25 protein-coding genes and 1 pseudogene are annotated in these 26,056 nt (G+C 41.5%); 8 read left to right on the top strand and 18 right to left on the bottom strand.

What is annotated here, in order from left to right; genetic code table 11:
* Positions 1–42: 42 nt before the first annotated feature.
* The 3 genes from CD00_RS0103500 to CD00_RS0103490 all read left to right on the top strand — a co-directional run bounded on the left by CD00_RS0103500 (position 43) and on the right by CD00_RS0103490 (position 3,615).
* Positions 43–903: an AraC family transcriptional regulator gene (locus CD00_RS0103500; RefSeq protein WP_026654661.1), complete on the top strand. Its 861-nt coding sequence runs from the start codon at positions 43–45 to the stop codon at positions 901–903.
* A 164-nt stretch (positions 904–1,067) separates the two neighbouring features.
* A complete protein-coding gene (locus CD00_RS0103495) occupies positions 1,068–2,708 on the top strand; it encodes an ABC-F family ATP-binding cassette domain-containing protein (RefSeq protein WP_026654659.1) in 1,641 nt (546 codons plus the stop codon).
* Between the two features lie 31 nt (positions 2,709–2,739).
* Positions 2,740–3,615 carry a phosphoribosylaminoimidazolesuccinocarboxamide synthase gene (locus tag CD00_RS0103490; protein WP_026654658.1) on the top strand — a complete coding sequence of 292 codons (876 nt, stop codon included), beginning with the start codon at positions 2,740–2,742 and terminating at the stop codon, positions 3,613–3,615.
* A gap of 235 nt (positions 3,616–3,850) precedes the next feature.
* On the opposite strand, the gene CD00_RS0103485 is transcribed toward CD00_RS0103490, so the two are convergent.
* The gene (locus CD00_RS0103485; protein WP_026654657.1) at positions 3,851–5,485 is read right to left on the bottom strand and encodes an Mbeg1-like protein; all 1,635 of its coding nucleotides are present in this window, start codon (positions 5,483–5,485) and stop codon (positions 3,851–3,853) included.
* A gap of 123 nt (positions 5,486–5,608) precedes the next feature.
* Here CD00_RS0103485 and thrH point away from each other — a divergent pair, with 123 nt between their 5' ends.
* Positions 5,609–6,208 (top strand): bifunctional phosphoserine phosphatase/homoserine phosphotransferase ThrH, encoded by a 600-nt coding sequence (thrH, locus tag CD00_RS0103480; protein WP_026654656.1) that lies wholly within the window; start codon positions 5,609–5,611, stop codon positions 6,206–6,208.
* Positions 6,209–6,260: 52 nt separating this feature from the next.
* Positions 6,261–6,680 (top strand): HIT family protein, encoded by a 420-nt coding sequence (locus tag CD00_RS0103475; RefSeq protein ID WP_026654655.1) that lies wholly within the window; start codon positions 6,261–6,263, stop codon positions 6,678–6,680.
* A 60-nt stretch (positions 6,681–6,740) separates the two neighbouring features.
* On the opposite strand, the gene CD00_RS0103470 is transcribed toward CD00_RS0103475, so the two are convergent.
* From CD00_RS0103470 to pheA, 16 genes and pseudogenes are all read right to left on the bottom strand, one after another.
* Positions 6,741–7,322: a hypothetical protein gene (locus CD00_RS0103470; RefSeq protein WP_026654654.1), complete on the bottom strand. Its 582-nt coding sequence runs from the start codon at positions 7,320–7,322 to the stop codon at positions 6,741–6,743.
* Positions 7,323–7,789: 467 nt separating this feature from the next.
* Positions 7,790–8,092 carry a Dabb family protein gene (locus tag CD00_RS0103465; protein ID WP_026654653.1) on the bottom strand — a complete coding sequence of 101 codons (303 nt, stop codon included), beginning with the start codon at positions 8,090–8,092 and terminating at the stop codon, positions 7,790–7,792.
* A gap of 34 nt (positions 8,093–8,126) precedes the next feature.
* Positions 8,127–8,747 (bottom strand): hypothetical protein, encoded by a 621-nt coding sequence (locus CD00_RS0103460; RefSeq protein WP_026654651.1) that lies wholly within the window; start codon positions 8,745–8,747, stop codon positions 8,127–8,129.
* A gap of 420 nt (positions 8,748–9,167) precedes the next feature.
* Positions 9,168–10,331 carry a glycosyl hydrolase family 8 gene (locus tag CD00_RS0103450; protein ID WP_026654650.1) on the bottom strand — a complete coding sequence of 388 codons (1,164 nt, stop codon included), beginning with the start codon at positions 10,329–10,331 and terminating at the stop codon, positions 9,168–9,170.
* A gap of 104 nt (positions 10,332–10,435) precedes the next feature.
* Complete coding sequence (locus tag CD00_RS0103445) at positions 10,436–11,815, bottom strand: TrpB-like pyridoxal phosphate-dependent enzyme (protein WP_026654649.1); 1,380 nt, start codon at positions 11,813–11,815, stop codon at positions 10,436–10,438.
* A 60-nt stretch (positions 11,816–11,875) separates the two neighbouring features.
* Positions 11,876–12,727, bottom strand: a complete 852-nt coding sequence (locus CD00_RS0103440; RefSeq protein ID WP_185750384.1) for a PHP domain-containing protein — start codon at positions 12,725–12,727, stop codon at positions 11,876–11,878.
* 24 nt (positions 12,728–12,751) lie between these two features.
* Entirely contained in the window at positions 12,752–13,885 is a 1,134-nt protein-coding gene (locus CD00_RS0103435) for an ABC transporter permease subunit (RefSeq protein WP_026654647.1), read from the bottom strand.
* Positions 13,886–13,943: 58 nt separating this feature from the next.
* Positions 13,944–14,576, bottom strand: a pseudogene (locus CD00_RS0103430) (ABC transporter ATP-binding protein); the annotation flags it as partial.
* A complete protein-coding gene (locus CD00_RS0103425) occupies positions 14,573–15,286 on the bottom strand; it encodes a hypothetical protein (RefSeq protein WP_026654644.1) in 714 nt (237 codons plus the stop codon). The gene CD00_RS0103425 and the pseudogene CD00_RS0103430, both read right to left, overlap by 4 nt.
* The gene (locus tag CD00_RS17085) at positions 15,276–15,734 is read right to left on the bottom strand and encodes an RNA polymerase sigma factor (RefSeq protein ID WP_034461950.1); all 459 of its coding nucleotides are present in this window, start codon (positions 15,732–15,734) and stop codon (positions 15,276–15,278) included. Before CD00_RS17085 ends, CD00_RS0103425 begins: the two co-directional genes overlap by 11 nt.
* Before the next feature lie 141 nt (positions 15,735–15,875).
* Positions 15,876–16,694 carry a Cof-type HAD-IIB family hydrolase gene (locus tag CD00_RS0103415; protein ID WP_026654643.1) on the bottom strand — a complete coding sequence of 273 codons (819 nt, stop codon included), beginning with the start codon at positions 16,692–16,694 and terminating at the stop codon, positions 15,876–15,878.
* A 17-nt stretch (positions 16,695–16,711) separates the two neighbouring features.
* Positions 16,712–16,966 (bottom strand): hypothetical protein, encoded by a 255-nt coding sequence (locus tag CD00_RS0103410; protein ID WP_026654642.1) that lies wholly within the window; start codon positions 16,964–16,966, stop codon positions 16,712–16,714.
* Between the two features lie 14 nt (positions 16,967–16,980).
* On the bottom strand, positions 16,981–17,556 hold the full coding sequence (locus CD00_RS0103405) for a Maf family protein (RefSeq protein ID WP_026654641.1): 576 nt from the start codon (positions 17,554–17,556) through the stop codon (positions 16,981–16,983).
* A gap of 61 nt (positions 17,557–17,617) precedes the next feature.
* Positions 17,618–19,777 carry an RNA degradosome polyphosphate kinase gene (locus CD00_RS0103400; protein WP_051199072.1) on the bottom strand — a complete coding sequence of 720 codons (2,160 nt, stop codon included), beginning with the start codon at positions 19,775–19,777 and terminating at the stop codon, positions 17,618–17,620.
* Between the two features lie 19 nt (positions 19,778–19,796).
* Positions 19,797–21,344: a Ppx/GppA phosphatase family protein gene (locus CD00_RS0103395; protein ID WP_026654639.1), complete on the bottom strand. Its 1,548-nt coding sequence runs from the start codon at positions 21,342–21,344 to the stop codon at positions 19,797–19,799.
* A gap of 35 nt (positions 21,345–21,379) precedes the next feature.
* On the bottom strand, positions 21,380–22,507 hold the full coding sequence (gene pheA, locus CD00_RS0103390; protein WP_026654638.1) for a prephenate dehydratase: 1,128 nt from the start codon (positions 22,505–22,507) through the stop codon (positions 21,380–21,382).
* Between the two features lie 118 nt (positions 22,508–22,625).
* Between pheA and CD00_RS0103385 the strand changes: the two genes are divergently transcribed.
* The 3 genes from CD00_RS0103385 (at position 22,626) to CD00_RS0103375 (ending at position 25,109) form a co-directional block, all read left to right on the top strand.
* On the top strand, positions 22,626–23,636 hold the full coding sequence (locus CD00_RS0103385) for a DUF5050 domain-containing protein (RefSeq protein WP_026654637.1): 1,011 nt from the start codon (positions 22,626–22,628) through the stop codon (positions 23,634–23,636).
* 61 nt (positions 23,637–23,697) lie between these two features.
* Entirely contained in the window at positions 23,698–24,645 is a 948-nt protein-coding gene (pyrB, locus tag CD00_RS0103380) for an aspartate carbamoyltransferase (RefSeq protein ID WP_034462283.1), read from the top strand.
* Between the two features lie 20 nt (positions 24,646–24,665).
* Positions 24,666–25,109: an aspartate carbamoyltransferase regulatory subunit gene (locus CD00_RS0103375; protein ID WP_026654634.1), complete on the top strand. Its 444-nt coding sequence runs from the start codon at positions 24,666–24,668 to the stop codon at positions 25,107–25,109.
* A 185-nt stretch (positions 25,110–25,294) separates the two neighbouring features.
* Here CD00_RS0103375 and CD00_RS17080 read toward each other — a convergent pair whose 3' ends face one another.
* The gene (locus tag CD00_RS17080; RefSeq protein ID WP_051199071.1) at positions 25,295–25,852 is read right to left on the bottom strand and encodes a CAP domain-containing protein; all 558 of its coding nucleotides are present in this window, start codon (positions 25,850–25,852) and stop codon (positions 25,295–25,297) included.
* Between the last annotated feature and the right edge of the window lie 204 nt (positions 25,853–26,056).

Here is a 26,056-nt window from a genome sequence, read left to right as displayed (position 1 = left end):
AATTATTCTATTACTTAATTTATTAAAAACGGAGGTGCGAACATGGATCCAAGTCAATATGAGACTTTTCCTTTTCAAACTACCCACGCATTTAATCTGGCTACCGGTTCGGAAGAAAGAACGTTTCCGTCACACTGGCACTCTTTTGGTGAAATCATCCTCGTTGGACCCGGTGAAAAAAATGTATATAAGATCGGTCAAAAAATATATAACCTGGTTGAAGGTGATATCGTGCTTATATGGCCTATGGAAATTCACGAGATTGTTGATGCCGACAGAACATGCTCAATCATCCTGCAGTTTAGTAATGCGATAGCAGATGCCGTTTTTGACTTTAAACGTATCATCCACTACTATCACAATCTTCACGTTATCTGCATAAACAATCACAGGGAACTTGCCCTTAAACTTGGTGAGATTGCGCATAAGATGCGCGATACCTTCAGATCGAACAAAAACAACAAAGAAATTCTGTGTACCAAGCTCCTTTTTGATTTTATGATGCTTCTTGACGATCACAAGCAGGAACTCAGCGGTGAACTTACCGATAACTATTATACTTCCGTCACAGACGAACTGTTTTTCAAAATGGTAAAGGTAACGGACTATATAAAAAATAATCTCACAGATGACAACCTAACACAATCAGAAATGGCAAAAAAAGCCGGAATAAGCAAAGATTATTTCTCACGTATTTTTAAAGAAATAACCGGCCTTAATTATAATAAGTGGTTGAATCTTATACGAGTCGAAAAAGCCGCGGAGCTTATGTCAAATGACGGCATGTCACTGACAGAAATTGCCATGCTGTCAGGCTTTCAAAGTATATCCTCTTTTAACAGGGTTTTTAAGGAGCAAAAGAATATGTCGCCAAGTGAATATCGCGCAAGCTTTTCTGCTTAATCCGGCTATATTTGAAAATATAATTCATCACCCTGCTTTTAACTGCCCATATTTTGATATATGGGCTTCTCATTTTTTGTCCTTATTGCATTTTACAGGAGTTTCTCCTATAATACGAAATGTTGCAAAGACTATTTCTATATTAATAAGCGAGGCTATTTTTAATGATAAGTGCTAATAACGTAACACTGAGAGTTGGTAAAAAAGCTCTTTTCGAAGACGTAAATATCAAATTTACCGAAGGAAACTGCTACGGAATCATCGGTGCAAACGGCGCCGGAAAATCTACCTTTTTGAAGATCTTATCAGGTCAGATTGAGACAACAAACGGCGATGTCGTTATCACAGACGGCCAGCGTTTGTCTTTCCTTGAACAGGATCACTTTAAATATGACGACAATGTAGTTCTTGATACCGTTATTTCGGGAAATGCCCGTCTTTTTGAGATTAAGAATGAAAAAGACGCCATTTATGCAAAGGAAGATTTCACTGACGAGGACGGAATCCGCGCAAGTGAACTCGAAGCTGAGTTTGCAGAAATGAACGGATGGGAAGCTGAATCAGACGCAGAAAGCCTTCTTAACGGACTTGGTATCGAAACTGAAAATCACTACAAGCTCATGAAAGAACTTGACGGTAATCAGAAGGTCAAGGTTCTTCTTGCAAGAGCTCTTTTTGGTAACCCCGATATCCTGCTTCTCGACGAGCCTACCAACCACTTGGATCTCGATGCTATCGCATGGCTTGAGGAATTCCTTATCAACTTCGAGAATACGGTCATTGTCGTATCTCACGACCGTTACTTCCTCAATAAAGTCTGCACTTACATTGCTGATATAGACTACGGCAAGATTCAGCTCTATGCCGGTAACTACGACTTCTGGTACGAGTCATCTCAGCTCATGATCCGCCAGATGAAGGAAGCAAACAAGAAAAAAGAGGAACAGATCAAGGAACTTAAAGAGTTCATCGCACGTTTCTCTGCTAATGCAAGTAAATCAAAGCAGGCTACATCAAGAAAGAAAGCTCTTGAGAAGATTGAGCTCGATACTATCAAGCCTTCAAGCAGAAAGTATCCTTACATCGACTTTAGACCCGAGCGTGAGATCGGTAACGAAGTTCTTACCGTTTCAGGAATTTCAAAGACAATAAACGGCGAGAAGATTCTCGACAACATTTCATTCGTCGTACAGCACGACGACAAGATTGCTTTTGTAGGCGGAAACGAGCTCGCAAAGACTACTCTCTTCCAGATCCTTACAGGCGAACTTGAGCCCGACGAGGGAACATACAAATGGGGTGTAACAACTTCACAGGCTTACTTCCCCAAGGATAATACAAAAGAATTTGATAATGACTACAACATTACCGAGTGGCTTACAGGCTATTCTGAGATAAAGGACGCAACTTACGTAAGAGGATTCCTTGGAAGAATGCTCTTTGCAGGTGAAGACGGTGTCAAGAAGGTTAAGGTTCTTTCAGGAGGAGAAAAAGTTCGCTGTCTCCTTTCAAAGATGATGATAAGCGGCGCAAACTGCCTTATCTTCGACGAGCCTACAAACCACCTTGATATGGAATCAATCTCCGCTCTCAACGACGGAATGATCAAATTCCCCGGCGTAGAACTTTTCGCTTGCCGTGACCATCAGGTTGTTCAGACAACAGCAAATAGAATAATGGAAATTCTCCCCGACGGATCACTTGTCGACAAGCGTTCTACTTATGACGAATATCTTGAAAGTGATGAGATGGCCAGAAAACGTACAGTTTATAATACAGTTGCCGAAGAAGAGGAAGACGACTGATTAAAGCATTTATATTAGGAGGAGCATAAGCATGCAGACATTTAGTCCCGTAAAAGAAGGAAAAGTAAGAGAAATTTACGATATCGGAGAGAACCTTATCATGGTTGCAACAGACAGAATCTCCGCTTTCGACGTAATTCTCAAGAACAAAGTTACCAAGAAGGGTGCTGTGTTGACCCAGATGTCAAAGTTCTGGTTTGATTATACCAAGGACATCGTAAACAACCACATGGTAAGCGTTGATACAAACGATATGCCTGAATTTTTCAGAAGCGAGGAATTTAAAGGAAACAGCATGCTTTGCAAAAAGCTCAACATGGTTCCCGTTGAGTGCATCGTTCGTGGATATATCACAGGAAGTGGCTGGAACAGCTACAAGGAAAACGGAACTGTATGCGGAATCAAGCTTCCCGAAGGTCTCAAAGAGTGCGACAAGCTCCCTGAACCCATCTACACTCCCAGCACAAAGGCTGAAATCGGTGATCACGATGAGAACATCGACTTCGACCGCAGCGTAGAAGTTCTCGAGAAGGCATTCCCCGGAAAGGGCCTTGAGTACGCAACAAAGATCAAGGATTACACAATCGCTCTTTACAAGAAATGTGCAGACTACGCTCTCACTCGCGGAATCATCATAGCAGACACAAAGTTTGAGTTCGGTATCGATGAGAACGGCGAAGTTGTTCTTGCAGACGAGATGCTCACACCTGACAGCTCACGTTTCTGGCCCGTTGAAGGTTATGAGCCCGGACATGGTCAGCCTTCATTCGACAAGCAGTTCGTTCGTGACTACTTAAAGGCTAATCCTGAGTGCGATTACAACCTTCCTCAGGACGTAATCGACAAGACAATCGCTAAATACCTTGAAGCTTACAAGCTCCTTACAGGTTCAGAACTTAACGTTTGATCTAAATAAAAATTTTCGCCGGTCGCATTGTGCGACCGGCGTTTTTGTGTTGTGCCTAACCCATTTATAAACAATCTATCAAATAAATATAAACCTCTAAAGGGTAATCTTTTTTCTCCGATATATCTTACAAAGATAAATAAACCTGCTAAATAACCTCCCTTAAACCAATAATAAAAGTACCATCACTGCGGTAGACTCCCGGTGGTGGTACTTTTGCGTCAGTATAAATCTCTCAGTCATCATCTTCGTAGGAGTATCCATTGTCCTTTGATGAAGGTCTTTTCGACAAAATCTGAATGAGCAGTCTCACGATTCCGATAAGTACCAGATAGCTTCCGACCGTAAGAGACTTGACAGAAGTTAACCTTTGCGGCGTGGCAAGTGAGATGATTCCGATATTGATGTTGACTACAGCAATAAGGATCATCCAGAATCTTCCAGCGCGTTTTATTGTCTTTTTATGCTTGATAACGTACTGAACGCTGGCTGACGCCATGGTGAAAAAGACAATTGAAATAAACACGTTCGTCCACTTCGGAATGCGCTCGATGTTCGATACAATAAATACCATGAAACTCATGACAAGTATATGAAAAAGCATTCGTCCGCGCTTGATAAATGCCTTCTCATCGCGCATTCCCGCCTTTATTATTCTCGAAGCGCTAAACAATGCGCACGTAAGCGCAACGGCGCCGCCTATCATATTGTAGATAGCCTTAGGGATAGCAAGGAACACAATTCCAAGTAGTATTAGAAACGCATCAATAAGACCCTGCTGAGTCTTAAGTGCCTCCATAACCCTTATTTTCTCAAATTCACGCCACAGCGATCCGAAGAACTTTCCAAGAATGATCTTGGTCTTACTCTCCGACTGAGCCGCCGAAAGAAGGATTGTTCCAAAATCATGGAAACCGCCCTTTGAGATGTCATATAAAGAAACCGCTCCTCCGGCCTTCATTGCATCAAAGATATCCCTTGTAAACGCCTCTCGCTGCTCCATTGTCGCGTTTTCTATCCAATCATCGATGACCCTGTTTAGCGCAGAGCTCTCCTCTGTCAGATGTTTCTTGGTAACAAAATGATCGCCCGCAACTTTCCAGGTCATTCCCGAGTGCTGAAGCATTCTCTCTCCGTCACTTGCAACTATCTTGTGCGGAACATCAAGTTCAAAGAGCATTCCCACGATACTGTACGTAGGCACAATATGCGTAAGCTTCCACTTTACGTTTGCAAATTTCTTTTCATTAAGAAGCTCAGGACAGATTCCGGGGCCGTCGTTACTGTAAACATGCTTGATCCTTGGCTGAACTATATTCGGAAGATTCATCGCGGAATATATAGCCAGATTTCCGCCCTTTGAATGTCCTCCAACGTAAACATCGCCCGCGTACTTGGACAAAATATATCTAAGATAGTTCACAGCTTCTTTTTGCGCCATGATCTCTTCAAAACTTATCTTAAAGTCCATCCTCCAGTCATCGATATCCATTGTTGTTCCGCGAAATGAGACAAACAGGCTTCCATCCGGGAAATGAATTGTCATTGCCGTTATGAGCATGTCTTTGTCCATATCGTTGACATCAAGATAATCAGAAAGTGTCAGTTCCCCAAACCTTTTACTCTTTGCCATGTAAAGTAGCACCCAATCAAAATCGACTCTCGAAAGTCCATCGATAGGATGCGTACTAAAATATATGTCGGCGGCTTTTTTGACCGAAATCTTACCGCCGTTTTCCGAATCGGGAACAATCCCGTTTAAGTCATTGTATATAAGAAGCGAAAGTGCAAGATTGTCCACCTCATTAAAGGGCGACTGCTCAAAATCAAGATCCCCGCGCCATTTAATATAATTTATAAGATTTGCCATAATCTCTTACCTCTTATAATTAATATTAATCCTAATGTGAGATTTGTCCAACAAAACATTGTCTGTATCGCTTTAATGTGTTAAAATCGTCAAAGAAAAAATACGAAATAGGAGCATAAAATAATGAATATTGTTTGTTTAGACCTTGAAGGCGTGCTCGTTCCCGAAATCTGGATCGCATTTGCCGAGGCAAGCGGAATCCCTGAACTTAAGAGAACAACAAGAGACGAGCCCGATTACGATAAGCTTATGAAATGGAGAATCGGAATCCTTAAAGAGCATGGTCTCGGACTTAAAGAGATTCAGGACACAATCACTAAGATCAATCCGCTTCCGGGAGCAAAAGAGTTCCTCGACGAACTCAGAAAGACAACTCAGGTGATCATCATCAGTGATACTTTCACACAGTTTGCAACTCCTCTCATGGAGAAGCTCGGATGGCCCACAATCTTCTGCAATTCCCTTGAAGTTGCAGAAAGCGGTGAGATCACAGGCTTTAAGATGAGGATTGAAAATTCCAAGCTCACAACCGTTAAAGCTCTTCAGTCAATCGGCTATGACACAATCGCAAGCGGCGACAGCTACAACGATCTTGGAATGATCCAGGCATCAAAAGCTGGCTTCCTCTTCCGCTCTACAGATAAGATCAAAGCAGATTATCCCGATCTTCCTGCGTTTGAAGAGTACAATGACCTTTTACAAGCGATCAAAAAAGCATTATAATAGAGGAATGTCGCGCGCGGCATGAAATGACGTTTTGAAAGGAATAAGCACTATGAAAGACAACAATTGTCCTTATTGCGCAGGCGGAGAAGCCCTCGCAAAATTCGGAATCAAAATCTGTGACCTCGGTGTAAGCCAGCTGGTTCTCTTCAAGGAGCAGAGCCATCTCGGAAGATGCATCGTTGCATACAAGGATCACGTACATGAAATGGTAGACATTTCTGATGAAGAAAGAAATGCTTTCTTTGCAGATGTTAATCGCGCAGCTAAAGCTATCCACGCTGCATTTAATCCCGATAAGGTTAACTACGGCGCTTACAGTGATACTCTCTGCCACCTTCACATGCATCTCGTACCCAAGTACAAGGATGGTTATGAATGGGGCGGCGTATTCGCGATGAATCCTCAGGAGAAGTTCCTTACTGATGCTGAGTACGACGAGATTATCGCTAAGATCAAAGCAAACCTTTGATAAAACTTTGATAGAAAAAACAGGGCTAAGCACTGATTATTTGTGCTTAGCCCTTTAAATTTAATCTGTTATTGTAGCATCACCCATGCGTAAATCAAACAATGTAAGAATCTTGAATCCTTCATCATTTACACCACTAAACCAGATATTTCCATCATCAATACAACCACCCTGCCAGTTGCCCCATAAATCTGAAACTTTCCATGCTGAAAGTGATTTGAAATAGCTGTCATCAAAGCCCGTATTCTTGGCATATTCCACAAACTCTTCCTTATTATTGCAAAGGTTGTTATCCTCTTTAGAACCGATAGGATAAGAAATCATATCGCCAACAGAATCCCAGTCTTTTGCAAGAACTGCATCTACAACCTTCTGTGCATATGCCTCTACCTCAGCATCGCTGGCATCTGTAAATACAGAATACTTTCCTTCTTCGCCACTACCATCGGTAGATGCAGCATCATCCGCTTCTTCAGACACTTCTGCTTCCGCAGCATCTGCCTCATCATCAAAATCAATATCAGTTTCTACACCTGATAGCTCAGCAGCAGCTGTTTCACCCTCAGTAGCTGTATCCCCACAAGCAATAGACATAGCGCTAATAGATACGATAGCGCATAATGTTAAAAATTTCTTTTTCATAGCAATTTTCTCCTTAAAAACAATATTACGCTATGTATCATATCACATGCATGGAATTTTTACTGCAAAAAGTTAACTTTTTATTCATTATTTACTATCCTATCTCGTACATCTATCACATGTTCTTACTCTGCAATTTTGAACATAATAACAGCCGGCTACTTAGAAGCTCTTAATCAAAGTGAAGAAAGCACAAAATGACATGGCCTCTTATCGGCGCAAAAAAACATATAACAACATGCTTCCAATAATTATTTATATGCATTTTGCGCCTCGTTTAGGATTGAAAAACATATAATTCAACATTAGGCAATCATTCTTATATGCATTTCACTCATTAAACCGAGCGAAAAAGCATATAAGATAATTTTCTCGTCATACTATTATATGCTACCCCTAACGCCATCAAGTTCAAAAGCATATAAAAAGAAAAGCACAATCAACCTTTATATGCCCTATTACTTATATCATACCTCATAATCAAGGCAGCTTCTGATCTTCGTGTAAGGTCTTACCTTGGTATCGGCAACTGCAACATGCTCAGGATGAGTTGCGTAGTTCTTAAGCGCATCCTCATTCTCAAATGTTGAATCAAGCATAAGGTCTGCGTTTGAAGATGCAAGTCCATTGATGTTGACCTTAATCTCAACAATTCCGGGTACCTTGCCCTTTAATGCTTCGAGTCCTTCCTTAATTCCCTGCTTCACAGAAACCTTCTCCTCAGCAGAAAGCTCATCCTTAAGTGTCCATAAAATCACATGTTTAACCATTTATTATATCCTCCTTTGGATTAAATATTCATACTTAATTTGCCTCATTCTCTGCCACATTACCTACTACAGTATTTACAGCTATTTCCTCAGCATTATCTGTCACAGCCTCTACTACCGCTTCTTCTGCACTGTCTACCACAGCCTCTACCGCTACTTCCTCTGCTTTCTCTTCCTCATCATCGCTCTTGGATTCGGATGTTTTCTCCCAAAAGCTTGCAGCAAAAAAGATTACTCCAAAGACTATCATCTGCAGTACATCATTAAGTGTCCCGATTACATGCTGGTTAAATACCGCAAATACATAAAGCAAGAGAAATAGCACTCCGGTGCCTGCTGCAATCCCTTTAAACATGCCAAGCTTCTCACTGAAGTCCTTCTTGCACTTGGCTCCAAGACATCCTCCGGCAAATATCATTCCACCAAGCACGCTTGGGAATAAGAAGCTGACTATCTTTCCGGCTATATCTTTTCCTTCGGAAAGGAACAATACTGAAAGAATGCCCAGAAAAGCAAGCAAAGCTATTGTTACAACAGCCTTCTTACTTTCACCTGTTTTTTCAAGTAGCTTTTCATAACCTATTCCTGCTCCCCAACATACCAGACAAATGACAATCGGAGCAAGTACAGCACCGATTGTTTTAATCCCAAGCATAAAGAATATTCCCCACATCAATACGCAAAAAAACTATCATCAAAGCAATGCCTAAAATCTTCTTTTTTTCCATACTACCTCCATATATATAATGTTCCCCCCACAGCACACCTGCATCAGCAGCACACATATGAACTCAAAGCCACATTCCATCGGACTTAACAACACTCCTTATATAATAGCACAAATCAGATAGCCAACTGTTGCTTCAAATCAAATAATATCCCATATTGGAAACAAAAAGTTGCTTGCGAGCAATTTCCTCTCCAATTAATCAAGTGTTTTTTGTGTAAATTCCTAGTTTTTTTCATTCTCAGATTGAGTGATTGCTATGATATAAAAAATGCCGCAATCGGTAAGCAAAAACAATTACTTAAAGATTGCAGCACTCATTTATTTAAAGTTTTAATTCCGATTCAATTACCAGATTCTGTAATTTCCCGAAAGAGCAAGAAGTGCAAAGAGATACAGACAGTTATCATAGTATCTTCTCTTTCCCTGTCTGAGCGGCTGGTTCCAGAACCATTCAACCCACTTTGATGCGATCTCGAAATCGCTTCCGCTTTCCTTGCTGTAAGGAACAGAAAGTGCGCTCTGGGCCATTGTTGCAAGAAGTCCTACAGGATGAAGAACGGGAAGTTCAAGGCTTGTTCCGTCAATTTCATATACGCATCTCATTGCCTCAATATCTGTTCCGAAGAACTTCATCATCTTAAGAGGAACAGAGATCTGACCTTCATCTTTGCCAAACCACTCCGCATCAAGTCCAATATTTGCAGCTGTTCTGTACGCATCGCTAAAGAATCTTCCGTGAATACTTCCGTCCCAAGGCATGGGATCGTTTACAGGAGATCCGTCGAAATTTCCATACTCGGGATTAAGTCCTGTAACAGGATGGCAGGTCTTTACAAGATACTTTCTACTCTCCTTGGCTGCAGTCTGCCAGAACTCCTTATCTTCTTCATAAGCCCACTCTGCGAAAAGCTCATAAAAATGAGGCAAATGATAAGAAGGATCTGAGAAAGGGTGTCCGGGAACAAAAAGCACAAGATGATTGTCCCTGTTCCACATAGGAGCACCGGCTCTGCCGTTCTCGCCCTTGTGAACGCAGGCCCTGAGAATCTCTTTTGCCTCTGCTGAATAATTAAAGATTCCTTCTCCGTCGCCCCATCTGTGAGAAGCAAAGAAAAGAGCCATCGCATAGAACTCTTCTCCGTCAGGCGCAGGACCGTTTGAATTTTTGGAACCGTCAACGTTACAGCTCCATGCAAAATAGCCCTCGTTCTCGCCTTCATTCATCCACATATAGGTCTTTGACCACTTCCAAATGCGGTCGAATTCTTCCTTCATATCAAGCTGAACGCACATCATCATGCCATAGGACATACCTTCAGTCCTTGCGTCGTGATTGCCCGTATCCTCGAGATATCCCATATCATCCCCTACAGGATGAAAGATTCTCTCTTCTTCCGATCCGTAGAAAAAGGTATCTACCGCATCCTTGATCTTCTTTTCGATCTCAGCATCGCTTTTTCCGATCTCACTAAAAACATTTCTGTATTTTTTGTCATTATACGCCGCCATCAGACCCCTCCTTATAGTAATCATAGTTCTTATTATAAACAAAAAAGGCAAAAGTGACTTATCATCCTAAATCACTTTTGCCTCAATTTTAAGCATTTACTTTTTTAAATATTTACCTTTGGAAGTGTTGCAAAGCTCTTCTCAAGTTCTTCGTCTGTAGGGATGTAATCTGACATCTCACCGTCATTGAATTTCTGATAAGCAACCATATCAAAATAGCCGGTTCCTGTAAGGCCAAAGAGAATTGTCTTTTCCTCACCGGTCTCCTTGCACTTAAGAGCTTCATCAATGGCAGCTCTGATAGCATGGCTGCTCTCGGGAGCGGGAAGAATTCCCTCAACTCTTGCAAACTGCTCTGCTGCCTCGAATACAGCTGTCTGCTCAACGGATCTTGCTTCCATATAACCATCGTGATAGAGCTGTGACAAAATAGGGCTCATGCCGTGATATCTAAGTCCACCCGCATGGTTTGCAGAAGGAATGAAGTTACTTCCAAGTGTGTACATCTTTGCAAGAGGACATACCATTCCCGTATCGCAGAAGTCATATGCAAATTTACCTCTTGTAAGGCTCGGACAGCTTGCAGGCTCGATAGCAATGATCTGATAATCTTTTTCACCGCGGAGTTTCTCGCCCATGAAAGGAGAAATAAGTCCGCCGAGGTTTGAACCGCCGCCTGCGCATCCGATGATGATATCGGGAGTTATTCCATACTTATCAAGCGCAGCCTTTGCTTCAAGACCTATTACAGTCTGGTGAAGAAGTACCTGATTGAGTACGCTTCCAAGTACATATCTGTAACCTTCAGTCTTTGTAGCAACTTCTACGGCCTCGGAAATAGCACAGCCAAGTGAACCTGTTGTTCCGGGATGTTCTGCGTTGATTTTTCTTCCAATCTCTGTATCCATTGAAGGAGAAGGTGTTACACTTGCTCCGTATGTACGCATAACTTCGCGTCTGAAAGGCTTCTGCTCATATGAAACCTTAACCATATATACTTTACAATCAATTCCAAGATATGCAGATGCCATTGAAAGAGCCGTTCCCCACTGACCTGCACCGGTCTCGGTTGTAACGCCCTTAAGTCCTTGCTTCTTGGCATAATAAGCCTGAACAATTGCAGAATTAAGCTTGTGACTTCCGCTCGTATTATTGCCTTCAAATTTGTAGTAGATCTTAGCCGGAGTTCCGAGCGCCTTCTCAAGACAATATGCTCTTACCAAAGGAGCGGGTCTGTACATCTTGTAAAAGTTTCGGATTTCATCCGGAATATCTATATAAGCAGTTGTGTCATCAAGTTCCTGCTTAATAAGTTCATCGCAAAAAACAGGACGAAGATCGTCAAAGCTCATCGGCTTCATTGTCGCCGGATTAAGAAGCGGCGCCGGTTTATTCTTCATATCCGCTCTGACGTTATACCACTGTTTGGGAATCTCGTCCTCGCTAAGATAAATTTTATAAGGTATCTTTGTATTTTCGCTCATAAAAAAAGCCCCCTTAACTTTCGCAATTTAGTCCATTAAAGCACAAAAAAGGCCGCAATGTCAACCTCTTGCAGCCTTTATAGGTATAAGCAGATCCTCAGGAACAAACAGCTTTCCGCAGCCTGTTCCAAGATCGATATCAGGTTTATTTGCACCATGAAAGTCAGATCCTCCGCTGATAAGAAGATCGTATTTCTTCGCAAGCTCTTTTATCTGTCTCTCATCTCTTAATTCATATGTGGAATAAATAGCTTCTATGCCGACAAGTCCCGCCTCTTTAAGTTTTCCCACAAACGCATCCAGTCTGTCGTCGCCGAATCTGCACAAGATAGGATGGGCAAAAACAGGAACTCCCTTAGCCTTAAGTATGCTCCTTATGGCATCTTCGGGAGTTATCTTCTCTCTTCCGACATAGTACGGGCAATGGTCTCCTATATATCTGTCAAAGACCTCCGCTCTGCTGTTTACGTATCCCCTGTCCACCATGAACTTGGCGTAATGCGCCCTTGTTATCACGGTATCAGGAAACTCCTTTGTAAGCTCCTCATACGAAATGGGAATCCCAGCTTCTTCAGTGAGCTTCTTACACATCTTCTTATTTCTGACAGTTCTTGAATCTATAAAATCTTTCAGCCCGTTTACGAACTCATCATAATGATTGTCAATATACAATCCAACAATATGCACTTCTCGACCTTCGCCCTCAGTTGAAAGCTCAACGCCCGGAATAACTTCCAAATCCGGATATTTCGAAGCAGCATACTCTATAGCTTCATCAACACCGTCCACCGTGTCATGATCTGTCAGCGCTATCGCAGCAAGCCCCTTTTCATGTGCCCTGTCAATCAGCTCTTTTACAGAAAAAGTTCCGTCCGAATATGTTGAATGTGTATGTAGATCGATTGCTCTCATGATTTCTCCTATATCTTGCAGGTATCAGCGGCCGTTTACCTGACCTCTTTCATAAACCATACTACCGATAACAGTTAATATGATTGATATTAGCAGATATAGTATCGGTGAAGCAACATATATCGTAAACAGTTTACCTCCGATATTCAGCATCCTGTATTCCGAAAGAGAACGCGTACTGATCACATATGACGGCATTAAAGCTCTCAGAAAAGATATATTTCCTGCCTTATCCGATAAAACATCAAGCTCTCCAAACAGATATGCACCAAACATCATCCCCATAACGGCAAGACTGTTTTTGGTAAATATTGAAACTACCATTGCAAACACAGCATACATTATTACCACCGTGATCATTATTACCATTTGAATAATAATGAACTGCCCCATTGAAAGAGGATATGCTGAAAATATCGACGATAACTGAACAATAGAATCAAATCCCGAACTTCCGTATATTACAAATATAAGCACTGTAAGTAGTCCGGTTGCAAAAACGGTACTTGCGATAATAACCGACAGACCCGCACATAATTTAACAAGATATGTCTCTTTTCGACCGTTCCTGCTACTTAGCACAATCTGATCCGTACGCTGCCTGTACTCGATTGTAAATACCGTAGTAAGACATAATGCAGACAAAAGCATGATTATCAACATCATTACGCCAAGTCCCTGTGATAAGAAAAGACTTCCGCACGAATAAATATATTTAAAAGGCTTTTCTGTTTTTTTCATTATTTCTTTCCAGTGGGTAATAATTTGATCGCTCAGCTCTATATCATCCATATATCCCAAAATTTGTTCTTCTCGAGCCCTATACATATCATCTGCCGTGTAATCAGCAAGAACATTATCAGGCCCCGGTATCGAAGTCTGTTCCAAGCAACATATCCCAAAATACTTTTCATTATTCGGGGTTGACGAATGTCCATTATCATCTATATTTTGATACATTTCATTCAGCAATGTATCGTCAATGATTCTTCCGTTCAGTTCCATGCGCGCATCGCGCTTGTCGCGTGTCACAGACAGACCCGGCACTATTGCCTCCAGTATGGTAATTATACATAAGATTACCAACATTACCTGAGTTACTCGATTCTTCAGGATTTTTTTAATTTCAAATCTATAAAGCGTTCCGAGATTATTCATGTCAGCCAAACTCCTCCATATAGAATTGTTCAAGATCACCTTTTTGATTGTCCCACTTTCCTTCATAAATCAATTGTCCGTCACGAATCATAAGTAAATTACCTGCGATGTGCTCAATATCAGACACAATATGCGTTGAAAATAAGACTATGCTTGTTTTACCGATCTCAGCGATCAGATTTCGAAAACGAACGCGCTCCTTAGGGTCGAGTCCGGCCGTCGGTTCATCCAAAATCAGAATTTTAGGATCGTTTACAAGAGCCTGTGCGATACCGACTCTTTGTTTCATACCTCCGGAAAAAGTCTTGATCTTTTTATTTGCAACATCAGAAAGACCTACCGTCTCCAGTAATTCTTCCGTTTTCTTTTTAGCTTTTTTCTTCTCAATTCCTTTTAGTGCCGCTATATATTGCACAAATTCTCTTGCAGTAAATTCAGGGTAATATCCAAAATCCTGAGGTAAATAGCCCAAAAGAGCACGGTATTCTTCTGTCTGAACAGGGATTCCATCAGCTGTCACGGATCCGCTTGTCGGATTTAATATTCCCGACATCATACGCATAAGCGTCGTCTTTCCCGCTCCGTTTGCCCCCAATAAGCCGGTCACACCATCCGTAAGATTAAAAGATATCCGATCCACTGCAATTTTGTTTTTGTATTGTTTAGATAATCTGTCTACTGATAAGTTCATGCAAACTCCTCCACATTTTTCACGGTCTTACATTGCTCAGACACAGTTAATGCAATAAGTAATACCACTATAAACACGCCCCACTTTTCTACCATTTCAATGTATCCAATGATAATTTCCCTGCAATTAGTGTGAAAAAAGATCATAGCTGCTGAAACAGCAAATCCTATAACCAAAGAACCATATTCTGTCGATCTTCCAAGTACACTTCGCTCAAATCTCAGACTGACGAACAATGTAACAAGATATGGAATCATTGTTCGCATTGTCGTGATTATTACATCCTCCTGAAAAGAAATTGCCATAATCGGTGACGAGATGAATAAAACAGCAAGTGAAACCATTCCAACGATCAACATTCTTGCAATAACCACACTTTTTAATGAATATCTCGTTGCCATTTCCAATTCCGACATTCCGAATTTTTTTGATCTTCTTGTCTCCAGAACCGTAATTACCGCAGTAAAAGACATCATAATGGTAAAAAGAATTCTTATAGCCTCAAATTGTAATAACGCCCCCGTAACCACGACCACGATCAATCCCAGTACATATAGCCAAACGGAAAATCTGATATAATAAAACTGCTGAAGGATCATTTCAAATGTGCTTATTTCTCTTGGTCGTATGTTCTTAAGAAATGCCTGTTTATTCTTTGGCTCCGGCGCATAAAAAGCGTCACTTAAAAGTTTTTCCATATCATCCTTCATTTTTCTCCACCTCCAATCTCATGCGAAGTTCATTCTCAGCTGCCTTCAACCGTCTATAAAGCGCAAATCTGGATATTCCAAGCGCATTACTGATAGTTACAACCGATTCTTTGTTCACATGCCTTAATAGTAATAATTCCTGATCTTCAACAGATAGATGTGATAACGCTTCACGAACCATCACTATATCTTCCGTGGATTTCCCCGAATAAAAGTTCCTCTGTTCATAGTCATCAGGCAATGGTTCAGGTTTAACCCTTCTAAATTCGTCAATACAAAGATTTCTGGCTATGGTATATAAATATCGCATTTCATAATCACTAAATCTTCCTCTTTGTTCCATAAAGCGAAGAAACGTTTCCTGCACTATATCTTCCGCAACAGCTTGATCATTAAGTTTAAAGTACGTATACCGGTATATCTTGTCATAAGCTTTTTCTAAGTCCATGGATTCAGTTTTGCCCCCTTCATAATGATTAACGGATATCACACGAAAATGTGCGGCACTAAATAACTTTTTTGCAAATCCAAAAAAAGCAACCGAGATATTTCAATCTCAATTGCTTCCAATAAATATATTTATAATTTATCATATCGCGCCCAGGATTATATCAGCAAGTCCATCGTGGTCGTTATCGTAAGTCGTAACAACATCGCTGACTTTTTTGACCGCATCCTTTCCATTCAGCATGGCTACGCCGACACCTGCTGCCTCGAGCATCGAAATATCATTTTCTTCATCTCCCGCAGCATAGGTATTCTCGATAGGAACGCCAAGTATATCCGCAAGCCTCTTTACCGCATTTCCCTTGCCCGCTTCCTTAGGGAATATCTCAAGATAATACGGACTTGAGTACAAAAGAGTGAGTTTATCGCCCACAACCTCATCGAGTGCCTTACGGAAATTCTCCTGCTTCACCTTATCGTGAAGCTCAATCGCTATCATCTTAGGCGGAGGAGATGGCAGTTCTTTTACCACATCATCCGTGATAAGAAGCGGCGTTTTGATAACCCTCCTGTAATAGTCCATACACTCGTCATTCATGGAAGTCACTATATGCGTATCATTGTAGGTATGGCAGTGAATATCAAACTTTTTTGCCATATCCATGATAACGGGCACCAGATCAAGCGGAACACCCGTCTTATAAACGTATTTTTCCTCATCGACACTGTATATCTCAGTTCCGTTACAACCACACAAAAAAGAACCCTGAAAGTTAAGTCCCAGTCCGCGATAGACAGCTTTTGCGCTATCTATCGCCCTGCCGGTGTTTATACAAAAATAATTACCGGCATCCGTGAACTTCTTCAGGGCATCCATCGTCCTTGGTGAAATATCTTTTTTAGTTGTAAGAAGAGTGCCGTCTAGGTCAAAGAAAAAAATCTTTCTGTCAGATCTCTTCACTTAATACTCCTTACTCCTTATGCTTCAACGATCAAATATCTTCCGTCACCTATATCAAAAACTTCATTAGCTTCAAGTACATTACTACCTTCAGTGTCAACGCCCGACTCCTCAAAATACTCTTCGACTTCATCAGGACTGTCGACAACAACTGCCATCGAATCCTCCAAAAAAGCTTCCGCTTCTTCCATGTTCTCTGCTACGTCCTCAGGAAAAAGCTGTCCCTGATTCTCCAAAAAACATCTCAATACTGCTTCATCATACTCATGCATAAAAAAACCTCCAATTACAACAAATCTTTCCTTTTCATCTCTGTGTAGAGTCTTGCCACAGGCAAACCTACGACATTGTAATAATCACCCTTAATACCGCTGATATAACGTGCAAACAAGCCTTGAACCCCATAGGCTCCCGCTTTGTCGTCAGGTTCGTTAGTTTTAACATAAGCGTTAATCTCTTCATCAGTCATTTTCACGACATCCACATTAGTTTCTTCGCAGAATGATACGTGATCTTCTTTTCCGTCTTTTCTGAAAAATAAAGTCACCCCTGTGTATACCTGATGTGTGTTGCCCGAAAGCTCCCCGATCATCCTCTTCGCATCATCTTTATCGGCAGGTTTACCGAGCACTTTCTGATTATATGATACGACTGTGTCAGCGCCTATTACAACCACGTCTTCCGTAAAAATTTTATGAAAAATCTCTGAAGCTTTTCGGAACGAAAGCTCCATGACGATTTTATCGGGCTCCTTTGAGTCGGCGATCTCCTCACCTTCCGGTATAAGAATCTCGTAGTCTTCGATCACCTTTCTCAAAAGCTCTTTGCGTCTGGGTGACCCCGATGCCAGTATATATCTCATCTTATTACCTCGTGCTGCTCCTTTACAATAGTACATTTTTCACTTTTTATTAAGTTTTATATCATTTCATATTAGGATTTGTCTCGGGAATAAAGATTCTCGTATTCCTGTTGTTGAGGGTTTTCGCTTCTCCATACGCCTCATCACACAGGATCTTCTGTGAGTTTATTCTCGGTACATCCTCAGAAATAGCAGGTTTTTCGTACTCTCCCTTGTCATTCATTATGTGTGCCTTCTCGGTGTCACGAAGTTCAAGTTCAAGTATGTGCCATGCTTTTTTCTTGAGTTCTTCATTCTCAATAGGGAAAAGAATCTCCACACGCCTCTCAAGGTTTCTCGGCATCCAGTCCGCGCTGCTTGCGTAGATTTCCCTGCTGCCTCCGTTCTCAAAACAGAATATCCTGCTGTGCTCAAGGAAATTACCAACTATGGACCTGACTGTAATATTCTCCGAAACGCCCTTTATTCCCGTCTTAAGGCAGCATATGCCCCTTACTATAAGGTCTATCTTAACTCCCGCACAGCTCGCAAGATAAAGCTCCGCGATGACATCCTTGTGGCATATCGCGTTCATCTTAGCAACAATCCTTGCAGGTTCATTCTTAAGAGCATGCTCTTTTTCCCTTCTGATAAGATCTATGATCCTGTCCTTAAGCCACAAAGGTGCAAGAGAGAGCTTGTTCCATCCAAGCGGCTCCGAATATCCCGAGAGCATATTAAACACAGCGGTCGCATCCTCACCAAATGCAGGTGCACAGGTGAAAAGACCTATATCTGTATATTGTTTTGCCGTCGAATCGTTATAGTTTCCGGTCGCAAGATGGACGTATCTCTTTATACCGTCCTCTTCCTTTCTGACTACAAGCGTTATCTTACAGTGCGTCTTAAGACCGACAAGACCGTATATAACGTGGCATCCCGCTTTCTCAAGCATCTTTGCCCATACAATGTTATTCTCTTCATCAAACCTTGCCTTGAGCTCTACAAGCACGGTAACCTGCTTGCCGTTGTCTGCTGCCTTTGCAAGCGCCGCGATAATAGGCGAGTTACCGCTTACTCTGTAAAGAGTCTGCTTAATGGCAAGAACTCCGGGATCGACTGCTGCCTCTTCGACAAACTTAACGACATTCTCAAATGTCTGATAAGGATGATGCATCAGTATATCGCCCTTACTTATTGCACTGAAAATATCTTTTTCCCCGATGAATTCAGGCACAGCGCTGGGCGGTCTGTATCCGTGTTCCTTCAGATGATCGAACCCTTCCACCTTATAGAGCTTCATCAAAAAAGTTAGATCTAGCGGTCCGTTCACCTTAAATATCTCATTATCATCAACGTCAAGTTCTTCAGCGATAAGCTTTAAGAGTTTCTCATCCATTCCCGTAGAAACCTCAAGTCTTATAGCCTGTCCCCACTGGCGCTTTTTTATCTGCTTCTCGATCTCTTTAAGAAGATCTTCTGCCTCATCTTCATCAATTGAAAGATCGGCGTTTCGTTCAACCCTGTAAGGCGCACTCGCAATGACATCGTAGTTAAGATAGAGCTTATCTACGTTGTGCATTATGAGATTTTCAAGGAAGATATACTTTCCGAATTTATTCTCTTCGTTTCCCGGAATGTGAAAAAGCCTCGGAAGAACGTCAGGCACCTGAACGGTAGCAAAATCAACGTCGTCCTTACCCTCTTTCTTTTTAAGGAGCGCTCCGATATTAAGAGTCTTGTTCCTTATAAGCGGGAACGGCCTCGATGAATCTACCGCCATCGGCGTAAGAACCGGAAATACAACCTCATCAAAATACCTCTCCGCATAAGCAAGCTCTTTTCCCCCAAGCTCACTGATATCGCAGATATTAAACCCGTTCTCTTCAAGAAGGGGCAAAAGACAATCATTATAAACCGCATACTGATTCTCAGTAAAATCATGTAGCTTTTTGAGCACCTCATGAAGCTGCTTTGTTGCAGTCATTCCGGCGATATCCGGCTTTTTGTACTCCGCGTTTATCATGTCCTTCAAAGACGCAACGCGGACCATAAAAAACTCATCCAGATTGCTCGCAGAGATACTCAGAAACTTAACTCTCTCAAGAAGCGGATTCGACTCATCCTCGGCTTCGCAAAGAACCCTTTCGTTAAACTGAATCCAGCTAAGTTCTCTGTTTGTATAATATTTGGAGCTCTCAACATTTACGCTCGTTTTACCCACAGTTTTGTCCTTAGTCATAGCATCCCTCTCATATCTTTCACAGCATCTTCTTCTGCCTTATTACAGGCTTTACTCCGAAAACTTCTTCAAAAAATTCCGCTCTGTTTGTAAAAAGACCTTTTTCAAGCGTTATATCAGCCGCCGTATCAACGTTTATTACAAGTTCCCTCTCCTTGAGCTCGACGGTTACGTCCTTAAACTTCTGCTTATGCGTCCTGTCAAGGCCGTTGGCTACTCTTATTATCGCTGTGAGCTTGGCAATCCTTAAGTAGTCCTCTCTCGAAAGTCCGTCAAAGAACTTGCTCTTATTATTGTAATATTCAAAACTCTCGTGATTAAATCTGACCACATTGGCAACGATGGCTCTCTCTACATGGGAAAGACCGATAATCTCAGTCGACATTATTATGTTGTACGAACAATCTCCCAGATAAACAAGACTTATATACTTGCCGCAGTCATGAAGAATTGTCGCAATCTGCAAAAGAAGCTTCTCCCTCTCACCAAGACCGTGAAGTTCCTTGGTACTGTCAAAGATAGTCAGCGCAATCTTCTGTAGCGTCTCTCTTCTTGATCTGCTACCCATGTATCTCTTTGAAATATTCTGGGCGCATGCGATGATATCCTGCTCAAAGTCATGAGGCGATTTTATATAATTCTTATTTTCCGCATATTCGTAAGCTATTCCGTCGCACAGAGTAATTCCGGGCGCCCATAGGTTTTCCGCCTTTGTGACGTCAAGAATACACTTAACAAGAACTCCCGCCACATGGAAAAGAGGCACATTCTCCTCCGGAATATTAAGCTTTTTGGCAACTTCAAGGTCACTCTTTTTATAAGCCTTTTTAAAGAGCTTACGAAACTCTTCCGCTGAAGCATAGCCCTCTCTCTCAGTGCCAAGCCCCATCTTCTGAAGCACGGGAGAAACGTAGTCATCAATGATGATAAGATTCTCGACTTTTTTGTCCTTAAGATGCATCTTACTAAAGACCGAAAGCCTTGAATTGATAAGCTCCGTTACAAGCTCCGCGTACTTAAGTCTCGATGCATGTACCTGTTCCATGGTGGTATGAAGACGAAGAACACCTGTCATTAGATTCTGCGTAACAACAAGTGTATCTTTTTCAAAAAGAGATATCTGTATACTTCCGCCTCCGATATCCGCAATCGCGGTAGGTTTTGAGATTATCTCTTCAAATTGATCGTATTTAAGAGCGATAGACTTATAGTCAATAAAACGCTGTTCCGAATTACTGAGAACATCAATGTGTATGCCGGTCCTGTTCTCTATAAGATCGCGGACTATCGCTATATCCTTGGTCTCTCTGATCGCACTCGTTCCGTAAGCCTGATAATGAGTTACTCCGTACTCCTTCATTATCTTCTTATACTCGGAGAGGATTCGAATCATCTCATCTACGTGATAACTCGATATCCTTCCCGTTGCATAAGTCTCACTTCCGATATCCATGCGGTGGCGCACGTGATCAAGCTCCCTTACGCCCTTTTTCATGGAAAGCTCAAAGATCTTCAGCGATATTTCATATGAACCGACATCAATTGCAGCAAATACTTCACCCGTCATAAGTTAAACCCCTCATAGTTTAATTTAGTATAAAATCAGTAATTACCGAGTATTCTAAGCATTTTTGCTTCCTCGCGAAGTCCGCGAAGAGCATTCTTAACTGCACTGTCTCCAAGATTCCCGTCGAAATCTATAAAGAATCTGTATTCCCAATTTCTGTCCTCGATAGGTCTTGACTCTATCTTGGTCATATTGAGATTGTTGTATATAAAATGTGACATTATGTGATAAAGAGAGCCTGCCTCGTGTGGAATTTCCATGCATATGCTTATCTTTTTCGCATCCTTCAAAAATACTTTCTGGTTTGTAACTATAATAAATCTGGTTGAATTTGAATCAGCCTGATTTATACCCTCTTTGATCACTTCAAGTCCGTAAACCTCTGCCGCTCCGGCACCTGCGATTGCTGCCTGTGATCTATCTTTTTCATCGGCAACTTTCTTAGCCGCAAAGGCATTGTTCTTCATACCGATCTGCTGAATACCGCTGTTGTCCGATAAGAACTTTGCGCTCTGCATAAGAGCCTGAGGATGAGCATAGACCGTCTTGATATCTTCAAGCTTCGCTCCGGGCACGCCCAAAAGACAATGCTTTATCTCTATTATCTGCTCTCCTACAATGTAGTGCTCATACTCCGCAAGAAGATCGTATATCTCGCTCACGATTCCGGCTGTCGAATTTTCAATCGGAAGAACCGCATAGTCAACGCTTCCTTCCTCCAAAAGAGCCATTGCATCCCTGAATGTCTCAACCGCCGTGCTGTTTACGTCTTTTCCAAAGAACTTCTTCATTGCTTCTTCCGAATAAGAGCCTGCAGCTCCCTGATAGCAAACTCTGGAGTTCTTTTTATCTATGCTGTCTTTCTGTATAAAAGGAAGATTCCCCGAAGCTCCTTTCTCTGAAAGTTTCTGATACTGAAGTTTTCTACTCATAGACATTAGCTGGGAAAAGAGCTCCTCAACGCCAATTCTGTTAAAATCAGAATGTGCAAGCGCCTTAACCGCCTTAAGCTTCTCATCTTCTCTTTGCTTGTCAAAAACTTTTTTTCCTACAGATATTTTATAATCAGCGACCTGTGACGCAACTTCCATTCTCTTTTCATAAAGTTCGACAATCTGCTTGTCTATAACATCAATCTCGCTTCGTAAATCTTTCAGATCCATATATTTGCGTATTCCTCCAAGTGTTAAATCTAATAGAATTTTAGAACAAATGCTTCTTGATAGCAAGAAATAACACGCCTATAATAATTATAACGGAAACATAAAAAGAGGTGGACAAATGACAAAACGAACTGCGGTTACTTTCGCTATCATTACTCTTATCATAGCATTTGTTGTTGCAGTCCATATCAAGGATCAGCAGATAGCTATGTTCCCATCCGATCATGGCAACCTGGCGGGCAATCTTCATAATTCCGGTCTTGTCTTTGAAATGGACGGCAAGGTCTTTTTTTCCAATCCCGCTGACAGCGATTGTCTTTATTCCATGGATCCCAACGAAACTAATCAGAAAAGACTCACCAGCATGGGAGTCAAATATATAAACGGTGCAAACGGTCTTCTGTATTTCTATATGGATTCGACCAAAAAATCCGGCAATCTTTCAGGTCTTGGATCAGTCACCAATCAGTACGGTATCTACAGGTGCAAGACTAACGGAAGAAATCAGGTATGTCTTTTAAGAGATCTCTGCGGAGAAGTTCAGTTATGCGGAGAATATCTGTATTTCCAGGTTAAGAAAAACAACGGAGGAACTCTTGAAAAGATAAGAGTCGATCAGAAAAACCGCTCTACCGTCGCCAATGAAAAGATATCTCCCGTCTGCTACAACAACGGCACCATCTACTTTACAGGTGTTACCGAGGATCACAACATTCACACCCTGCAGACAACGGCAGGTGATGCGATATCCACCATTATCGAAGGAAATTACTTCTATCCTGTTGTTCAGGGAGATTATATATACTACATGAACGGCGACGACAATTACAGCTTGTGGCGCGCCAATCTTGCAAGCGGAAATTCACAGCCTGTTGTAAGCGACAGAATCGACTGTTTTGCCATGAACGACAACTATATTTACTACGCATTTTCCGATCCGAACGCTCCGTCTCTTAGGAGATGCAACCTTGACGGATCGGACACAGTAGTCTTATATGACGGAATTGTGAATAGTATAAATCTGTCATCCAAATATGTTTATTTTAAGGTTTACGGATTGGATGATGTGATGTATCATATGCCATTGAGCGGATCGTCACCTGCTTCTATTTTTGTAAGTGCTTATTGATCCGTTTGAAATATTTTTTAGTAATCTTTTTGTATTTTATTGAGGAGACGGTATGAATAATATGCGACACATGATGAACCCCCTCGACTTCAGTGTATCTGAATTGGAGGACCTTTTCGATGTAGCTAACGACATTGAGAAAAATATGGAAGCCTACTCTCACAAGTGCGACGGAAAGCTTCTGGCTACATGCTTCTATGAACCAAGTACAAGAACAAGACTTAGTTTTGAAACAGCTATGTTAAGACTCGGAGGCAAGTGCCTCGGTTTTGCAGATGCAAGTAACTCTTCGGCAGCCAAGGGCGAAAGCGTTGCCGATACAATTCGTGTTATCTCTTGTTTCGCAGACATATGCGCCATGCGTCATCCCAAGGAAGGTGCTCCGATGGTAGCAGCTGCCAACTCCGAGATACCTGTTATAAACGCCGGTGACGGCGGCCATCAGCATCCCACACAGACACTTACCGATCTTCTTACAATCAGATCTTTACATGGTAAATTAGGCGATTTCACTATCGGTCTTTGCGGCGACCTTAAATTTGGTCGAACAGTCCACTCTTTGATAAATGCTCTGACAAGATATGAAGGAATTAATTTCATCTTTGTTTCTCCCAAGGAACTTCGTGTTCCCGATTACATAACAGAAATGCTCAACAACAAGGGCATCAAATATGAAGAAGTAATAAAGCTTGAAGAAGTTATGCCAAAGCTTGATTTCCTCTACATGACACGTGTCCAGAAAGAACGTTTCTTCAACGAGGAAGATTATATCAGACTTCGTAATTTCTACATTCTCGATGAAGCCAAGATGACTCTTGCAAAAGAAAAAATGCACATTCTCCATCCTCTTCCGAGAGTAAACGAAATTGCGGTCGAGATTGACAAAGATCCCAGAGCTGCATATTTCAAACAGGTTCAATACGGTCTGTATGTAAGAATGGCGCTTATCCTTACGCTTCTTAATATGACAGACGCGCACATGAATGAAGGATTGCTTAAAAAAATCTAATAAACAGAAAGAGGTCATACATGTTAAATATCGGAAAAATTGAAGAAGGTTTTGTACTTGATCATATCCAGGCCGGAAAAGGCATGCAGATTTATAACCATTTGGGACTCAATAAGCTCGATTCTACGGTTGCCATAATAAAGAATGCCAAGAGTAAGGTTATGGGCAAAAAAGATATCTTAAAGGTTGAATGCGACATCGATACTCTCAACCTCGATATCCTTGCATATATCGATCACAATATCACTGTTAATGTTATCAAGTCCGGCGAGATCATCGAAAAGCGCGCTCTCGTACTTCCCAAGGAGATCACAAACGTTATCCGCTGCCACAATCCCAGATGTATTTCATCTATCGAGCAGGGACTTCCTCAGGTCTTCTATCTCGCTGACGAAAAGAACGAGGTTTACCGTTGCAAATACTGCGACGAGAAGTATACGGAAGGTGATGCTTCCAAGAACTAAGAATTCACTGATTTTTCTATTAAAAAAAGAGTCGCTTGCGGCTCTTTTTTAGATTCAAATGAAAATAATATTTCGATGAAATAATCTTATTAATTCAGATGAAAAGAGCCTTGAGAAATCATCTGTTTCTCAAGGCTTCTACTTCATGGGGTTTGTCTGTTGTATTTGTTTATATTATCAATTTATCAATATCCGAATTCCTGTGCCCAGTACCAGTTTCCGTCTGCTGCCTGGAATACTGCAATACCTACAGTCTTGTATCCGCCATCAAGAATGTTGGCAGCGTGTGTAGGTGAGTTCATCCATGCTGTGTAAACCGCATCAGCTGACTGATACAATTTAGCAAGATTCTCTCCGTACTGAACATTGCTATCTACTGTCCAGAAATCAGATCCGTTAGGTCTTGTGTGTGAAAATGAAGTTGTGATCTCATTAGCTCTAACCTGAGCTGCTGATGTAAGAGCATCGCTCCATACGAGTGCTGAAAGTCCCTGAGCTGCTCTCTGCTGATTCATGAGGTTGAATACACCTGCGCAAGCATCAATAGCTGCCTGGCTTGATGCAGCTGATCCCGCAAGAGCAATTGCACCATCATCGATGTAGACTTCTCCGACGCCCTCGTCTGCTCCTCTTGCTGCAGCACCACCATCAAGTGCCCCCTCTTTGGTAGAACCGCAAGCTACAAAAGTAAAAGCAAGTACACATGAAAACATTACAGCGAAAAGTTTTTTTAAATTTCTCATATCCATCTCTCCTGCATAAGCATAAATATTAGGTACAACATAACCCTCTCATAACCTTAAATATACTTTAAAGCAATTCTTTTTATCGTTCAATATAGTTAATCACATTTTTTGGGTTAAAAATATCTATTATTTCACTTAAATAAGTTGTCCGATGAAATTTTTTTACCTAAATTTCGATACAATTCTTCAAACGCGCACTCC

Source organism: Butyrivibrio sp. AE3003 (assembly GCF_000686065.1).
GTDB lineage: Bacteria > Bacillota > Clostridia > Lachnospirales > Lachnospiraceae > Butyrivibrio > Butyrivibrio hungatei_A.
Note: the sequence above shows the minus strand (reverse complement) of the source record. Positions and strands in the feature narration are given on the sequence as shown.

Bases quoted from the DNA above. Each gene is read 5' to 3' on its own strand.
- CD00_RS0103445 (WP_026654649.1), bottom strand. From the start codon at position 11,815: ATGAGCGAAAATACAAAGATACCTTATAAAATTTATCTTAGCGAGGAC.
- CD00_RS0103475 (WP_026654655.1), top strand. From the start codon at position 6,261: ATGAAAGACAACAATTGTCCTTATTGCGCAGGCGGAGAAGCCCTCGCA.
- CD00_RS0103500 (WP_026654661.1), top strand. From the start codon at position 43: ATGGATCCAAGTCAATATGAGACTTTTCCTTTTCAAACTACCCACGCA.
- pyrB (WP_034462283.1), top strand. From the start codon at position 23,698: ATGCGACACATGATGAACCCCCTCGACTTCAGTGTATCTGAATTGGAG.
- pheA (WP_026654638.1), bottom strand. From the start codon at position 22,507: ATGGATCTGAAAGATTTACGAAGCGAGATTGATGTTATAGACAAGCAG.
- CD00_RS0103450 (WP_026654650.1), bottom strand. From the start codon at position 10,331: ATGGCGGCGTATAATGACAAAAAATACAGAAATGTTTTTAGTGAGATC.
- CD00_RS0103385 (WP_026654637.1), top strand. From the start codon at position 22,626: ATGACAAAACGAACTGCGGTTACTTTCGCTATCATTACTCTTATCATA.
- thrH (WP_026654656.1), top strand. From the start codon at position 5,609: ATGAATATTGTTTGTTTAGACCTTGAAGGCGTGCTCGTTCCCGAAATC.
- CD00_RS0103435 (WP_026654647.1), bottom strand. From the start codon at position 13,885: ATGAATAATCTCGGAACGCTTTATAGATTTGAAATTAAAAAAATCCTG.
- CD00_RS0103490 (WP_026654658.1), top strand. From the start codon at position 2,740: ATGCAGACATTTAGTCCCGTAAAAGAAGGAAAAGTAAGAGAAATTTAC.
- CD00_RS0103410 (WP_026654642.1), bottom strand. From the start codon at position 16,966: ATGCATGAGTATGATGAAGCAGTATTGAGATGTTTTTTGGAGAATCAG.
- CD00_RS0103375 (WP_026654634.1), top strand. From the start codon at position 24,666: ATGTTAAATATCGGAAAAATTGAAGAAGGTTTTGTACTTGATCATATC.
- CD00_RS0103460 (WP_026654651.1), bottom strand. From the start codon at position 8,747: ATGCTTGGGATTAAAACAATCGGTGCTGTACTTGCTCCGATTGTCATT.
- CD00_RS17085 (WP_034461950.1), bottom strand. From the start codon at position 15,734: ATGGACTTAGAAAAAGCTTATGACAAGATATACCGGTATACGTACTTT.
- CD00_RS17080 (WP_051199071.1), bottom strand. From the start codon at position 25,852: ATGAGAAATTTAAAAAAACTTTTCGCTGTAATGTTTTCATGTGTACTT.
- CD00_RS0103395 (WP_026654639.1), bottom strand. From the start codon at position 21,344: ATGACGGGTGAAGTATTTGCTGCAATTGATGTCGGTTCATATGAAATA.
- CD00_RS0103495 (WP_026654659.1), top strand. From the start codon at position 1,068: ATGATAAGTGCTAATAACGTAACACTGAGAGTTGGTAAAAAAGCTCTT.
- CD00_RS0103425 (WP_026654644.1), bottom strand. From the start codon at position 15,286: ATGAAGGATGATATGGAAAAACTTTTAAGTGACGCTTTTTATGCGCCG.
- CD00_RS0103405 (WP_026654641.1), bottom strand. From the start codon at position 17,556: ATGAGATATATACTGGCATCGGGGTCACCCAGACGCAAAGAGCTTTTG.
- CD00_RS0103400 (WP_051199072.1), bottom strand. From the start codon at position 19,777: ATGACTAAGGACAAAACTGTGGGTAAAACGAGCGTAAATGTTGAGAGC.
- CD00_RS0103440 (WP_185750384.1), bottom strand. From the start codon at position 12,727: ATGAGAGCAATCGATCTACATACACATTCAACATATTCGGACGGAACT.
- CD00_RS0103485 (WP_026654657.1), bottom strand. From the start codon at position 5,485: ATGGCAAATCTTATAAATTATATTAAATGGCGCGGGGATCTTGATTTT.
- CD00_RS0103470 (WP_026654654.1), bottom strand. From the start codon at position 7,322: ATGAAAAAGAAATTTTTAACATTATGCGCTATCGTATCTATTAGCGCT.
- CD00_RS0103465 (WP_026654653.1), bottom strand. From the start codon at position 8,092: ATGGTTAAACATGTGATTTTATGGACACTTAAGGATGAGCTTTCTGCT.